Here is a 14900-nt window from a genome sequence, read left to right on the forward strand (position 1 = left end):
GGCGTCGTTCTTGGGGCGCTGAAGGCCCTGCGGGCCCTTGCGCAGCCTCGCCGGCTCGGCAGCGGCTGCAGGTTACAGCATGCGGTAGAGCAGGCGTTCGATGCGCACCCGGCTGACCCGGCGCAGGAACTTGCTCACGGCCTCGGGGTAGTCCACCAGGCTGTCCAGGTACTGGAAATGCTCGATGCGCTTTGTGTGGCGATAGATCTGCGCCTGCTCGGCGCTGCGCGCCTCCAGCAACTGGCCCTTGGGGTCGTCCAGCAGCAGGGCGTTTTCCAGGTCCAGGCGAAACGCCCGGGGGTTGAGGTTGTTGCCGGTGAGCAAGGTGTAGCGCTCATCGACCCACATCCCCTTGAGGTGGTAGGTGTTGTCGCCGTCGCGCCACAGGTGCAGGTTCAACTGGCCGCTGTCGATCACTTTCTGATGCCGCTTGGCGAAGCGCCGCAGGCTGATCTCGTAGAGATAAGGCAGCGCCGCGATCACCTTGAACGGCTCGCTGGGCGGGATATAGAAGTCGTTGGCGGTCTTGTCGCCGACGATGATGTCGATCTTCACCCCACGCTCCAGGGCCCGATTGATCTCCCGGGTCACCGGCAGCGGCAGGTTGAAATACGGGGTGCAGATGGTCAGCTGGCGCTGGGCGCCGGCGATCAGCTCGCAGATCACCCGGTTCAGCGGATTGCCCTTGCCGACGCCGAGCAATGGACTGACCGAAAGCTCGCTCTTGTCCAGGCTGCCGGCGGTGGTGTCGTAGGTGGCGTGCTTGAGACGGCTGCGCAGATCGCCAATGTCGTTGCGCAGGCTGCGGGTGCTGGGCAGGTTCGGCAGGTCCAGGCGGTGCACCGCCCGCGACGCCACCAGGCCGTGCTGCACCAGGTGCTGCATGGAGTCGGCCAGGGCCTGGTTGTGCAGCAGGTGATAACGGTCGAAGCGGTATTTGTCGAACTTGTGCAGGTAGACGTTGTTCAGGCTGGCGCCGCTGTAGAGCACGCAGTCGTCGATGACGAAGCCTTTGAGGTGCAGCACCCCGAACAGCTCCCGGGTCTGCACCGGCACGCCGTAGATCGGCACTTCGCTGGCGTGGGTGCGGGTCATCTCCTGGTACCAGGCCGAATTGCCCGGCTGCTTGCCGGCACCGATCAGGCCGCGCTGGGCGCGCAACCAGTCGACCACGACCACCACGTCCAGCTCCGGGCGGGCGGCCTTGGCGGCGTGCAGGGCATCAAGGATCTCCTGGCCGGCTTCGTCCTGTTGCAGGTACAGGGCAACGATATAGATGCGCCGGGTGGCCTGGGCGATTTGCTCCAGCAGCGTGCGGCGAAATTGTGCAGCGCCGGCAAGCGTGGTGAAGGCCTCGGCGGCCAGGGGGAAGCTGCGCAGCTTGGGCAGCAGGGAACGTTTGAAAAGCGACGGCATAGGGCTCGCAGTGGCTCAAATCCAAAGAGCGCAAGAGCTTACACCATGCAACAGGCTGAGTCCCCTGCCCGACCTGTACAAGACCATTGCCCCGCCCTGAACGGCGAAGGAGCCTTCGGATACTGCGCAAGACCCGGTGACGCCTTCGCTGGCGAGCCAGCTCCTACATGGCGGGGGAACTTCGATGATCAACAAAATAATTATTTGACCAAGGAGAACGATCGTTCTACTCTTTGCTCCATGAACGAAATCACTCCCCCTGAAACACGCGACATCATCCTCGACGTCACCGAGAAGCTGATCTACAAGAGCGGCATTGCCGCCACTGGCATGGATCTGTTGGTGAAGACCGCCGGGGTCTCTAGAAAGAGCATCTATCGCTATTTCAACAACAAGGACGAACTGGTGGTGGCCGCCCTGGAACGTCGCGACCAGCGCTGGATGCACTGGTACAGGACCGAAGTCAACCGGGCCGAAGGCTCTGCGCAGCGGCTGCTGGCGCTGTTCAGCGTGCTCAAGGGCTGGTTCGAATCCGAAGGTTTTCGTGGCTGCGCCTTTATCAACACCAGCGGCGAGACTGGCGATCCACAAGACCCGGTGCGCCAGGTGGCGAAACAACATAAACAGAAACTGCTCGATTACGTGACCGAGCTTTGCCAAGAACATGGCGTGCAACATCCCGAGGGACTGGCAGCGCAACTGCTGATCCTGATCGATGGCGCCATTACCGTTGCCCTTGTCATGGGCGATCACAGTGCTGCTGATAATGCGCAATGCATGGCGCGAAAGTTATTGGACCTCTGATTGTTTTAAACAAGTGCAACTGCTTTGTTTGAACAGCAACTTTCATTGGAGACAAATCATGTCGTCTAACGCTCAAGTGCGCCCGCCCCTTCCGCCTTTCACTCGCGAGTCGGCGATTGAAAAGATCCGTCTGGCTGAAGATGGCTGGAACTCCCGGGACCCGGAACGGGTGTCCCTGGCCTACACCCTGGACACCCAATGGCGTAACCGCGCCGAGTTCGCCCACAACCGCGAAGAGGCCAAGGCCTTTCTCGCCCGCAAATGGGCCAAGGAGCTGGATTACCGCCTGATCAAGGAACTCTGGGCCTTTACCGACAACCGCATCGCCGTGCGCTACGCCTATGAATGGCACGACGACTCGGGCAACTGGTTCCGTTCCTACGGCAACGAGAACTGGGAGTTCGACGAACAAGGCCTGATGGCCCGGCGGTTTGCCTGCGTCAACGACATGCCGATCAAGGCAACCGAGCGCAAGTTCCACTGGCCCCTGGGCCGGCGCCCGGATGACCACCCAGGCCTTAGCGACCTGGGCCTGTAACCCGGCCCAAGGTTCTTATACCTAGCGCCCCCGTAGCAGCTGGCTTGCCAGCGAAGGCGTCCTCAAGCCTTGCACCGAGGCCAAAGGCCCTTTCGCCGGCAAGCCGGCTCCTACAAGGCAATCTCGCGCAACAAGCCTTGCATCGGGCTGGTGAACCGCTACGCCGGTAAGCAACGCGCCATTCAAGCCGCCGCTTCTTGCTCCTTGAGCCGGGCCTGGGCTTCCAGCTCCCGCACCAGGGGCAATACCCGCTTACCGAAATACTCAACCTCTTCCTGAAAATGCAGGAACCCCGCCAGCACCAGGTCCACCCCCACCGCCTTCAACTCGACGATGCGCTGGGCAATCTGCTGCGGGGTGCCGATCAGGTTGGTCTTGAAGCCGTCGTTGTACTGCACCAGGTCCTCGAAGCTGGACTTGGCCCAGTTGCCCTCGCCTTCGGGCGAGGCCTTGCCGGCCTGCTTGGCTGCATCGCCAAAGGCATTCACCGCCTGCGGATCGGCCTTGTCGATAATCTCCGCCAGCACCGCCCGGGCTTCTTCCTCGGTGTCCCGGGCGATCACAAAGGCATTCACCCCGACTTTCACCGAATGCTGGTTGGCCGCGGCCTTGGCGCGGATATCGTCCACCTGGGCCTTGATCCCCTCGACGCTGTTGCCATTGGTGAAGTACCAGTCCGACACCCTGGCCGCCATGTCCCGCGCCGCCCGCGAACTGCCGCCCTGGAAGATCTCCGGCTGGCCCAGGGGCTTGGGCTTGAGGCTGTAGTTGTCAAAGCGATAGAAGTCGCCCTTGAAGGTGAAGTGGTCCTGGCTCCAGATCCCGCGCAGGGAACGGATGAATTCCTCGGAACGGCGATAGCGCTCGTCGTGCTCCAGCCAGTGCTCGCCAATCGCCTGGAACTCGCCCTTGAACCAGCCGCTGACAATGTTCACCGCGATCCGGCCATTGGTCAGTTGATCGATGGTGGCCAGCTGCTTGGCCGCCAGCGCCGGTTGCCAGGGCCCGGGCAGGATCGCCGCGATCACCTTGAGCTTGCTGGTGGCGGCCAGCAGCGCGTGGCTGAAGGCCACCGACTCGTGCTGGTACTCGGCGCCATAGCCGGCGGTGAAGCGGATCTGGGTCAGGGCGTATTCGAAACCGGCCTCCTCGGCGATCTGCGCCAGTTTGCGGTTGTAGTCGATGCCCCAGTGGGTGCGCTGCTCGATCTTGCTCACCACCAGACCACCGCTGACGTTGGGCACCCAATAGGCAAATTTGACGGCTTGCTGACTCATGGCTCGGTCCTCGGGACAGGTAAAGGTGCAAGGACCAGAGCAGCAAGCGTGCCAGCGCCTGCCGGTGGCCTGGCTCGACCCGCCCCACAGGCTTCGAAGACCTGCGCCAAAGCGCGCCAGGCCGGGCCGCGCTCGGCTGGCGGGCGGCGCCTGCGCACTTGCTGTAGCGGGTCCGGCCGCGGCCTGTATCCGCGGCGAGCGCAGCGTCGCAACACCGCGCAAACGAACGATTTGTTGATGATGTGTTGCCCGGGCAACAGTTGGCTGCCCCTCCCGCGGGCCGATCCCCAGGCAGGCCGGGCCGCGGGATCTCGGCATGCTGTGTGCAAGCGGTGTGCAAAGGGCCGCCTAGGCGCCCACTGTTTTTTCTGCCGAACCCAGGAGCTACGCCATGACTGAACACCAGGTAATCAATCCATTGTCCTTGGGGGTCGATTACGCGCCTCTGGCCGAGCGCTTCCGCCCGATCTTCCAGCGCATCGCCGCCGGTGCCGTGGAGCGCGAGCACAGCCGCACCTTGCCTTATGAACCCATCCAGTGGCTCAAGCAGGCCGGCTTCGGCGCCGTGCGGGTGCCCGTGGAATATGGCGGCGGCGGTGCCTCCCTGCCCCAGCTGTTGCAACTGCTGATCGAGCTGGCCGAAGCCGACGCCAATGTGCCCCAGGCCCTGCGCGGGCACTTCGCCTTTGCCGAGGACCGTCTCAACGCTGCGCCCGGGCCGGGCCGGGATCTGTGGTTCAAGCGCTTTGTCGAGGGCGATATCGTCGGCTGCGCCTGGACCGAGATCGGCGCGGTGGAGATTGGCCAGGTCATTACCAAGGTGACGCCGGACGGCGAAAAATGGCGCCTCAACGGCGAGAAGTTCTACAGCACCGGCAGCATTTTCTCCGACTGGATCGATGTCTACGCCCAGCGCACGGACACCGGCGGCGATGTGATCGCGGCGGTGCGCACCCGTCAGCCGGGCATCCAGCAGAGCGACGACTGGGACGGTTTCGGCCAGCGCACCACCGGCAGTGGCACCTCGCGCTTCAACGACGCCGAAGTCGAGGCCGAGAACATCATCGACTTCGCCACCCGCTTCAAGTACCAGACGGCCTTCTACCAACTGGTGCTGCTGGCGACCCTGGCCGGGATCGGCCGCGCCGCGCTGCGCGACGTGGCCCACGAAGTGCGGGTGCGCAAGCGCATCTACAGTCACGGCAACGCGCCCCAGGTCAGCGCCGATGCCCAGGTGCAGCAAGTGGTGGGCGAGATTGCCGCCCTGGTGTACGCGGCCGAGGCCGCGGCGGTCCGCGCGGCGGCGCCGGCCCAACAGGCCTACCTGGCGCGCTTTGCCGGGGATGAGGCGCAGGAGCGAGCGGCCAATGTGGCGGCGGAAATCGAATCGGCCACGGCCCAGGTGGTAGTCACCGAACTGATCCAGCGTGCCACCAGTGAGCTGTTCAACGCCCTCGGCGCCTCGGACATTCGCCAGGGCAAGGCCCTGGACCGGCATTGGCGCAATGCGCGGACCGTGTCGTCCCATAACCCGGTGATCTACAAGGCACGGATTGTCGGTGACTGGCAGATCAACGGCAGCGAACCGCCTTTTGTCTGGCAGATCGGCAACGGCCCGCAACGCTAACCCTTCCCTGCACCGGCCGTAGGAGCTGGCTTGCCAGCGAAGGCGCCCTCCGGTCGTGCGCAAGGCTCAAAGGCCCATTCGCCGGCAAGCCGGCTCCTACGATAGGGGTATCAGACCAAGGTCGAGGCGGTCGCGCAGCGGGCGGGGTTGCAGGTAAGATGGCGGTCTTGCGCGCAGCCCCCTTTGCGCTTCCCGCCGAACAATAAGCCGAATCCATGCCCTTCGAACTCAGCGTAGACCTGACCACCCTCGCCATTCTCGCCCTCGTGGCCTTCATCGCTGGTTTCATCGACGCCATTGCCGGCGGTGGCGGCCTGCTCACCACCCCGGCCCTGCTCACCGCCGGCTTGCCGCCGCATCTGGTGCTGGGGACCAACAAGCTCAGCTCGACCTTCGGCTCGGCCACCGCCAGCTTCACCTTCTACCGGCGCAAGCTGTTCCACCCCAGGCAGTGGATGCACGCCATCGTCGGCACCCTGGTGGGCGCGCTGACCGGGGCCATCGTCGCCCATTACCTGCCGGCCGAGTGGCTGAACAAGATGCTGCCGGTGATCGTCTTCGCCTGCGGCCTGTACCTGTTGTTCGGCGGCACGCCCAAGGCGCCGCTGGACAGCGATGCACCGATCAAGAAGAAGTGGCAATCGAGCCAGGGCTTCAGCCTGGGCTTCTACGACGGCGTGGCCGGGCCCGGCACCGGAGCGTTCTGGACCGTGAGCAGCCTGCTGCTCTACCCCATCGACCTGGTCAAGGCCAGCGGCGTGGCCCGCAGCATGAACTTCGTCAGCAACATCGCGGCGCTGTCGGTGTTCGTGTTCTCCGGGCAGGTGGACTGGATCATCGGCCTGTGCATGGGCCTGTCGGTGATGGTCGGGGCCTTCTTCGGGGCACGCACCGCGATCAGCGGTGGTGCCAAGTTCATTCGCCCGGTGTTCATCACCGTGGTGCTCGGATTGACCGTGCGCCTAGCCTGGCAGCACTGGTTCAGCGTGGCCTAGACGACGCGCCACATAGAGGTCGATCAGGTAGCGGGCAATCGAGCGCGAGGCCGGCAACGGCGGCAGCGCATGGACGTTGAACCACTGGGCGTCCTCGATCTCGTCTTCCTGGGGCACGATTTCGCCGCCGGCGTACTCGGCATGGAAGCCCAGCATCATCGAATGCGGGAACGGCCAGCACTGGCTGCCCACGTACTGGATGTTCTTGACCTCGATGCTCACCTCTTCGCGCACCTCGCGGATCAGGCAGTCCTCCGCCGACTCGCCGGGCTCGGCAAAGCCGGCCAGGGTGCTGTAGACCCCGGTGACGAAACGCGGCGAACGGGCCAGGAGAATCTCGTCGCCGCGAGTGACCAGCACGATCATGCTCGGTGAAATCCGCGGGTAGGCCCGCAGATCGCAGGGCTCGCAGTACATCGCCCGCTCCCCCGGCACTTGCCGCATGGCCCGGCCGCAACTGCCGCAGAAGCGATGCTCCCGGGCCCAGGTGCCGATCTGCGCGGCATAGCCCAGGACCTTGTACAGGGTGTGATCGCCCTCCAGCATGAAGGCCCGCAGGCCTTTCCAGCCGCAGCCCGCCACGTCGGCGCGGCCGCTGAGCTCCAGCAGGTACACCGGCTCGCCATCGAGATGGCCGATGCCGTGCTCGGCCAGCAGCGGCAGGTCCTGGCCCTTGAGCCAGTGCCGCGGGAACAGCGCGCCGTTGTCGTCATAAAGAAAGCCGTCCGGGCCACGGGCCACGGCCCAGCCGCCAGGAAGTTGGGTATCCAGTACTGCGGTGGTCCAGCGTTCAATCATCGTCAATCAATCCAGAAATTCGGGTTTCTGTTTGCTCATGTGGGCGGCAATGGCCACACGCAAGTCGGTGGATTGCAGCATCGCGGCGTTCCAGGTGGCGACATATTCCAGGCCGTCGTCGATCCGGTGGTCACGCATGTAGCTGAGCATTTTCTTGGTGCCGCTGACCGCGATCGGCGACTTGGCGGCAATCTCCCGGGCAATCTCCATGACCCCGTCCAGCAGGCTGGCGGCATCGCGGTAGGTGCGGTTGACCAGGCCGATGTGACGCGCTTCCTCGGCACCGAAGGTGCGCCCAGTGTAGGCCAGCTCGCGCAACATGCCGTCGCCGATGATACGCGGCAAACGTTGCAGTGTGCCGACATCGGCGGCCATGCCGATGTCGATTTCCTTGATCGAGAACTGCGCGTCATCGGCGGCGTAACGCATGTCGCAGGCGCTGATCAGGTCGATGGCGCCGCCCAGGCAGTAGCCCTGGATCGCCGCCAGCACCGGCTTGCGGCAGTTGTCCACGGCATTGAAGGAGGATTGCAGTTGCAGGATCTTGCGCCGCAGCAGGCGCGCGTTGCGGCCCACGTCCTTGCCCAGTTCGTTGGCCACCCCGGCCAGCAGCATCAGGTCGATGCCTGAGGAAAAGTGCTTGCCGGCGCCGCTGAGCACCACCACCCGCACCGCGTCGGTGTCGTCGATCCAGCGGAAGATCTCGACGATCTCGCTCCAGAACGCAGCGTTCATGGCATTGATCTTTTCCGGGCGGTTGATCTGCACATGGGCGATGTTGTCAGCGAGTTCGACGCGAAAGGCTTGGTATTCGGACATGGCAGTGATCCTTTACTGGGCGGAAAATGAGGGCCGAACTATAGCAAGTGGCGTCGCCGCCCCGTAAGCCAGCGCATTGGCCAAAAGCGGGACTGGCTGCGGGTTGGCGCGTGCTCTTGAAGTCAGTGGGCTTTCGCCCCTTGCGGCCGGGGCAGGCTCAGGCGAAAACGTGCGCCGCCCAGGGGCGAGGCCTCGGCGGTCAGGGTGCCGTCCTGGGCCTGCAGGGCGCGACGGCTGATGGCCAGCCCCAGGCCAAAACCGCCGGTGGAGCGGTCGCGGCTGCGATCCAGGCGATAGAACGGCTCGAACACCCGTTCGCGCTCAGCGTCGGGAATGCCGATGCCGTCATCGTCCACCCAGATCTCGCAGCGCTCGTCGCTGACCAGCACCCCGACCTGGATGCGTTTCTCGCAGTAGCGGGTGGCGTTGCGCAGCAGGTTCTGCAGGGCCCGGGCGGTGAGCCGCGGGTCCAGGGTGAAACGCTCCAGGGTGCCGTGTAGCAGCACATCGATGACCAGATCCGACTCCAGCTCGTCGTCGACGCTGCCCAGGATGCTGTCGATGAACTCGTCCAGGGACACCTCGACCTGCTCCGGCAAGCAGGCCGGGTTCTGCAGGCGGCTGTAGGACAGCAATTCCAGCACCAGTTCATCCAGCTCGCGGATATGCGCCACCAGCCCTTGCAGGCGCTCGCGGCTGGCCGCCGGCAGATCGTCGGAGAGCACCAGGGCCAGGCCGAAATCCAGCCGGGTCAAGGGGGTGCGCAGCTCATGGGACACGGCGTTGAGCAGGTCCCGCTGCTGGTTGAGGAGCTGCTCGATGTCCCCGGCCATGGTGTCGAAGACATGGGCCAGGCTGCCGATGTTGGAGCTGCCGGGCAGCTGCGTGCGTTCACTCAAGTGGCCCTTGCCGAAGCGCTCGGCGGTGCGCTTCAAGCGCTCAAGATCGCGCCAGTGCGGCCTGACCCAAAGCAGCAGGCAGGCCAGCAGCACCGCGACGATCAGCACGTTGATGCTCCAGTACAGCAGGTTGACGTCCAGCGGATCCGGCGGCACCACCAGCTTGACCGCCAGTTGCTCGTCCAGCGGCGACACCGCCAGGGTGCGCCAGCCCCAGTCCCCCAGGCGCACCACCTTTTCGCCGCGGGCCAGGCGCTCGCGTTCGTAAGGGCTGAAATCCGGGTCGTCGATGCGTACCAGGGCCACTTGCAGCGGATGGAACTCCTGGTCCATTTCCTTGACCAGATCCGGCCACTGCGCGGCGGGAACGGCGCGGAACTGCTTGACGATCAGGCCTTGCAGGCCGCGGGACTGTTCCAGGTTGTAATCCACGAAGCGCTCGTGGAAGACCTTGATCACCAGGTCCGGAATCAGGTAGATCGCCGCGCTGAAGGCGACGATGGTGATCAGGTACAGCCGGACCAGGATGCGCAGCATGGAGTCAGCATTCCCACTCGGAGCGGCTGAACAGGTAACCCTTGCCCCAGACGGTCTTGATCTTGCGCGCTTCGCCGGCGTGGTCGTCGAACTTGCGCCGCAACTTGGAAATGGCCACGTCCACCGAGCGGTCGGTGCCGTTGAACTCGATGCCCCGCAGCCGCTGGAGGATCTGGTCGCGGCTCAGCACTTCGCCGGCATGCCGGGCCAGCACCACCAGCAGGTTGTACTCGCCACTGGACAGCTCCACCAACTGTTCGCGCCAGGTCACGGTGCGCTCGCACAGGTCGATGCACAGGTTGCCCATGAGGATCTGGTCGCTGGCGGTCTGCGGCTCGCCGAGGCTGCTGCGGCGCAACAGGGTACGCACCCGGGCCAGCAGCACTCGCGGTTCGCAAGGTTTTGTCACATAGTCGTCGGCGCCCATTTCCAGACCCAACACCTGATCATGGCTATCATCGCGGGCGGTCAGCATCAGGATCGGCAAGGTGGCCGAATCGGCGCGCAACAAGCGACAGACCTGCAAACCATCCAAGCCCGGCAGCATCAGATCGAGGATCACCAGGTCCGGCGGACTGGCCTTGGCCCGTTCGCGCACCTGATCGCCGCGACTGATCACACTGACCTGATAGCCATTGCGCTCCAGGTAGCTGGCAATCAGCTCCGAGAGCGCGGTGTCGTCTTCGACAAGAAGAATATTGGGCATGACAAGGAGTCTTTATTGAAGAAATACGGAGTAGCGGCGTTCCTTATAGAGCACCGGGCAACAGCAGCAAGGCGCCAAGGATATACAACACTCTGCGCGCAAGCGCGCCCGCTTCACACTTTTTCACACAGCACCTACACAGCTTCACAGCGGGCCTTGACCCATGCCCTTAGCATGCCGAGGTCATTATTGGGGTATCAGCATGTCGAATAAACTCCTCGCGCCACTCTGCCTGCTGGTTCTGGCGACGGCGTTGAGTGCCTGCAGCAAGACCGAAGGCGAACAGGCACCACCGACCGCCACCGTGCGGATCGAGACGGTGCAGAGCCAGGCCTTGTCCATCACCAGCGAACTGAGCGGACGCATCGCCGCGCCACGCAGTGCTGAAGTGCGCGCCCGGGTGGCCGGTGTGGTGCTGAAGCAGACCTTCCGCGAAGGCTCCGACGTCAAGCAGGGCGATGTGCTGTTCCGCATCGATCCGGCGCCCTTCCAGGCCGACCTGGACAGCGCCCGGGCCAACCTGAGCAAGGCCGAAGCCAGCGCCTTCCAGGCGCGCCTGCAGGAGCAGCGCTTTGCCAAGCTGATCGCCGACCAGGCCATCAGCGGCCAGGAATACGACAACGCCCGGGCAGCACGGCGCCAGGCCGACGCCGAGGTGGCGGCCAATCAGGCCGCGGTCAAGCGCGCCAAGCTCAACCTGGACTTCGCCACCGTCACCGCGCCGATTTCCGGGCGTGTCGGCCGCGCCCTGGTCACCGAAGGCGCCCTGGTGGGCCAGAACGAATCCACCCCCATGGCGCTGATCCAGCAGTTGAACCCGATCCACGCCGACCTGACCCAATCCACCCGCGAGCTCAACGAACTGCGCCGGGCCTTGCGCGCCGGGCAGTTGCAGCAGGTCGGCAAGGACCAGGCCAAGGCCACCCTGATCCAGGACGACGGCAGCCTCTACCCGTTGCCGGGCAAGTTGCTGTTCGCCGACATCAGCGTCGACCCGGGCACCGGGCAGATCATCCTGCGCAGTGAGTTCCCCAACCCAGACCTCGACCTGCTGCCGGGCAGCTTCGTGCGGGTGCGCCTGGAGCAGGCCGTCAACCAACAGGGCATCAGCGTGCCGCAACGGGCCATCCAGCGTGACAGCGCCGGCATCGCCCAGGTACTGCTGGTGGATGCCGAAAACCGCGTGGTGCAGCACCCGGTGCAACTGGGCGGGGTGCAGAAAGACCGCTGGATCGTCACCGAGGGCCTCAAGCCCGGTGACCGAGTCATTGTCGAAGGCTTGCAGCACGCCCGTCCCGGCGAGCAGGTGCAGATCGACGCCACTCCCCTTGCACTCGCCCAGCCCCCTGGCCAGTAGGTAGTACGACATGCCGCAATTCTTTATTGACCGCCCGGTCTTTGCCTGGGTGGTCGCTTTTTTCATCCTCCTGGGTGGCGCCCTGGCGATTCCCCAGTTGCCGGTGGCGCAGTACCCCAACGTGGCGCCGCCGCAGATCGAGATCTACGCGGTCTATCCGGGTGCCTCGGCGCAGACCCTGGACGAATCGGTGGTCAGCCTGATCGAGCAGGAGCTCAACGGCGCCGACCACCTGCTGTACTTTTCCTCCCAGAGCAGCCTGGGCAGCGCCACCATCACCGCCACCTTCCAGCCCGGCACCAACCCGGAGCTGGCCCAGGTCGATGTGCAGAACCGCCTCAAGGCGGTGGAGCCGCGCCTGCCCCAGGCTGTGACCCAGCAAGGCCTGCAGGTGGAGAAGGTGTCCGCCGGCTTCCTGTTGCTGATCACCCTGACGTCCAACGACGGGCGCCTGAGCAATGTCGGCCTCAGCGACTACCTGGCGCGCAACGTGATGAACGAGATCCGTCGCGTCGATGGCGTCGGCAAGGCCCAGCTGTACGGCGCCGAACGGGCCATGCGGATCTGGGTCGACCCGCAGAAGCTGGTCGGTTTCAACCTCACGCCGGCGGACGTCAATGCCGCGGTGGCGGCGCAGAACGCCCAGGTGCCGGCCGGCAGCATCGGCGACCTGCCCAACCCGTCCAGCCAGGAAATCACCGCGACCATTCTGGTCAAGGGCCAGTTGACCACTCCCGAGGAGTTCGCCGACATCGTCCTGCGGGCCAACCCGGACGGCTCCACGGTGCGCATCGGCGATGTGGCACGGGTGGAAGTCGGCAGCCAGGAATACCAGTTCGGCACGCGCCTGAACGGCAAGCCGTCCACCGCGGTCGGTGTGCAGCTGTCTCCGGGGGCCAACGCCCTGAGCACCGCGACCCTGATCCGCGCCAAGATGGACGAGCTGTCGCGCTACTTCCCGGCCGGGGTGGAATACAAGATCCCCTACGACACCTCGCCCTTCGTCAAGGTTTCGATCACCAAGGTGATCTACACCCTGGTGGAAGCCATGGCCCTGGTGTTCCTGGTGATGTTCCTGTTCCTGCAGAACATCCGCTACACCCTGATCCCGACCCTGGTGGTGCCGGTGGCGCTGATGGGCACCTTCGCCACCATGCTGGCCCTGGGGTTCTCGATCAACGTGCTAACCATGTTCGGCATGGTGCTGGCCATCGGCATCCTGGTGGACGACGCCATCGTGGTGGTGGAGAACGTCGAGCGGATCATGGCCAGCGAGGGCCTGTCGCCCAAGGAAGCCACGCGCAAGGCGATGAAGCAGATCACCGGCGCCATCATCGGCATCACCCTGGTGCTGGTGGCGGTGTTCATTCCCATGGCCTTCATGCCGGGTTCGGTGGGGGTGATCTATCAGCAGTTCTCCCTGTCCATGGCCACCTCGATCCTGTTCTCGGCGTTCCTCGCCCTGACCCTGACCCCGGCCCTGTGCGCCACCCTGCTCAAGCCCATTGCCAAGGGCGAACACCATGAGCGCAAGGGCTTCTTCGGCTGGTTCAACCGGCGCTTCGAACGCCTGAGCAACCGCTACGAGGGCGGCGTGAGCTACGCCCTCAAGCGCACCGGCCGCTACCTGCTGATCTACGTCGCGCTGCTGGCGATCATGGCGCTGCTGTTCAGTCGCCTGCCCTCCTCCTTCCTGCCGGTGGAGGACCAGGGCTACACCATCACCGATATCCAGCTGCCGCCCGGCGCCAGCCAGAACCGCACGGTCAAGGTGGTGGAGCAGATCGAAGCGCACAACGCCGGCGAGCCGGGCGTGGGCGACAGCACCATCATCCTCGGCTTCAGTTTCTCCGGCAGCGGACAGAACGCGGCGCTGGCCTTCACCACCCTCAAGGACTGGTCGCAACGGGGCAGCGACGACTCGGCCATGGCCATCGCCGACCGGGCCAACGCGGCGCTGAGCGCGCTCAAGGACGCCGTGGTCTACGCCGTGCTGCCGCCGCCGATCGACGGCCTGGGCACCTCCAGCGGCTTCGAGTTCCGTCTGCAGGACCGCGGCGGTGTCGGCCATGGTGCGCTGATGCAGGCCCGGAGCGAGCTGCTGGCTGCCACGGAAAAGAGCCCGATCCTGGCCAACGTCCGCGAAAGCGCCCTGGCCGAAGCGCCCCAGGTGCAGCTGGAAGTGGACCGCAAGCAGGCCAACGCCCTGGGCGTGTCCTTCGCCGACATCGGCAACCTGCTGTCCACCGCCCTGGGCTCGGCCTACATCAATGACTTCCCCAACCAGGGACGGATGCAGCGGGTGGTGGTCCAGGCCGAAGGCGATCAACGCAGCCAGGTCGAGGATCTGCTGCGGATGCAGGTGCGCAACAGCGCCGGCAAGATGGTGCCGTTGTCAGCCTTCGTCCGCGCCAGCTGGACCCTGGGCCCGGCCCAGCTGACCCGCTACAACGGCTACCCGGCCATCGCCATTTCCGGCGAGCCGGCACCCGGGCACAGCACCGGCGAGGCCATTCAGGAAATCGAGCGGCTGGTGAGCCAGTTGCCCGCCGGCCTGGGCCTGGAGTGGACCGGTCTGTCGCTGCAGGAACGCCTCTCGGGCAGTCAGGCGCCGCTGTTGCTGGGCCTGTCGCTGCTGATCGTGTTCATGTGCCTGGCGGCGCTGTATGAAAGCTGGTCGATTCCGACCTCGGTGCTGCTGGTGGTGCCCCTGGGGGTGCTGGGTGCGGTGCTGGCGGTGAGCTTGCGCGGGATGCCCAACGACGTGTTCTTCAAGGTCGGCCTGATCACCATCATCGGCCTGTCGGCGAAGAACGCGATCCTGATCATCGAGTTCGCCAAGAGCCTGTACGACGAAGGCCACGACCTGATCGACGCCACGGTGCAGGCCGCGCGCCTGCGCCTGCGGCCGATCGTCATGACTTCCCTGGCCTTCATCCTTGGCGTAGTGCCCCTGGCCATCGCCACCGGCGCCAGCTCCGCCAGCCAGCAGGCCATCGGCACCGGCGTGATCGGCGGCATGATCACCGCGACCCTGGCGGTGATCTTCGTCCCGGTGTTCTTCGTGGTGGTGATGAAACTGGTCAAGCGCGGTTCGTCCAAGGACTGACCCCAGACAAACGGGTCC

At 65.0% G+C, this 14900-nt stretch carries 12 protein-coding genes; 6 read left to right on the forward strand and 6 right to left on the reverse strand.

Going from position 1 to position 14900, the window contains the following annotated elements:
* Positions 1-72: 72 nt before the first annotated feature.
* Positions 73-1416 carry a CDP-diacylglycerol--serine O-phosphatidyltransferase gene (gene pssA, locus GGI48_RS00500; RefSeq protein ID WP_016965718.1) on the reverse strand — a complete coding sequence of 448 codons (1344 nt, stop codon included), beginning with the start codon at positions 1414-1416 and terminating at the stop codon, positions 73-75.
* A 240-nt stretch (positions 1417-1656) separates the two neighbouring features.
* On the opposite strand from pssA, the gene GGI48_RS00505 reads away from it, so the two are divergent.
* Together GGI48_RS00505 and GGI48_RS00510 are read left to right on the forward strand one after the other, a co-directional pair.
* Positions 1657-2220 (forward strand): TetR/AcrR family transcriptional regulator, encoded by a 564-nt coding sequence (locus tag GGI48_RS00505; protein WP_179601860.1) that lies wholly within the window; start codon positions 1657-1659, stop codon positions 2218-2220.
* Between the two features lie 58 nt (positions 2221-2278).
* Positions 2279-2758, forward strand: coding sequence for a DUF1348 family protein (locus tag GGI48_RS00510; protein ID WP_016965720.1), 480 nt, complete (start codon positions 2279-2281; stop codon positions 2756-2758).
* Between the two features lie 182 nt (positions 2759-2940).
* Here the strand turns inward: GGI48_RS00510 and sfnG are convergent, their stop codons facing one another.
* Complete coding sequence (gene sfnG, locus GGI48_RS00515) at positions 2941-4035, reverse strand: dimethylsulfone monooxygenase SfnG (RefSeq protein ID WP_103742322.1); 1095 nt, start codon at positions 4033-4035, stop codon at positions 2941-2943.
* Positions 4036-4426: 391 nt separating this feature from the next.
* Between sfnG and GGI48_RS00520 the strand changes: the two genes are divergently transcribed.
* The gene (locus GGI48_RS00520; protein ID WP_179596253.1) at positions 4427-5662 is read left to right on the forward strand and encodes an acyl-CoA dehydrogenase family protein; all 1236 of its coding nucleotides are present in this window, start codon (positions 4427-4429) and stop codon (positions 5660-5662) included.
* 215 nt (positions 5663-5877) lie between these two features.
* Positions 5878-6657 carry a TSUP family transporter gene (locus tag GGI48_RS00525; protein WP_179596255.1) on the forward strand — a complete coding sequence of 260 codons (780 nt, stop codon included), beginning with the start codon at positions 5878-5880 and terminating at the stop codon, positions 6655-6657.
* Here GGI48_RS00525 and nudC read toward each other — a convergent pair.
* The 4 genes from nudC to GGI48_RS00545 form a co-directional block, all read right to left on the reverse strand.
* Entirely contained in the window at positions 6625-7455 is an 831-nt protein-coding gene (gene nudC, locus GGI48_RS00530; protein ID WP_047304722.1) for an NAD(+) diphosphatase, read from the reverse strand. The two genes, GGI48_RS00525 and nudC, sit on opposite strands and share 33 nt — an antisense overlap.
* Before the next feature lie 6 nt (positions 7456-7461).
* Complete coding sequence (locus tag GGI48_RS00535) at positions 7462-8274, reverse strand: crotonase/enoyl-CoA hydratase family protein (RefSeq protein WP_179596257.1); 813 nt, start codon at positions 8272-8274, stop codon at positions 7462-7464.
* Positions 8275-8396: 122 nt separating this feature from the next.
* Positions 8397-9710 carry an ATP-binding protein gene (locus GGI48_RS00540; protein ID WP_047304724.1) on the reverse strand — a complete coding sequence of 438 codons (1314 nt, stop codon included), beginning with the start codon at positions 9708-9710 and terminating at the stop codon, positions 8397-8399.
* 4 nt (positions 9711-9714) lie between these two features.
* Complete coding sequence (locus GGI48_RS00545) at positions 9715-10416, reverse strand: response regulator transcription factor (protein ID WP_016965040.1); 702 nt, start codon at positions 10414-10416, stop codon at positions 9715-9717.
* 202 nt (positions 10417-10618) lie between these two features.
* Between GGI48_RS00545 and GGI48_RS00550 the strand changes: the two genes are divergently transcribed.
* Positions 10619-11773: an efflux RND transporter periplasmic adaptor subunit gene (locus GGI48_RS00550; protein WP_016965041.1), complete on the forward strand. Its 1155-nt coding sequence runs from the start codon at positions 10619-10621 to the stop codon at positions 11771-11773.
* A gap of 10 nt (positions 11774-11783) precedes the next feature.
* Entirely contained in the window at positions 11784-14882 is a 3099-nt protein-coding gene (locus tag GGI48_RS00555) for an efflux RND transporter permease subunit (RefSeq protein ID WP_179596260.1), read from the forward strand.
* Positions 14883-14900 lie beyond the last annotated feature (18 nt).

This window comes from Pseudomonas protegens (genome assembly GCF_013407925.2).
GTDB classification, from domain to species: domain Bacteria; phylum Pseudomonadota; class Gammaproteobacteria; order Pseudomonadales; family Pseudomonadaceae; genus Aquipseudomonas; species Aquipseudomonas fluorescens_AP.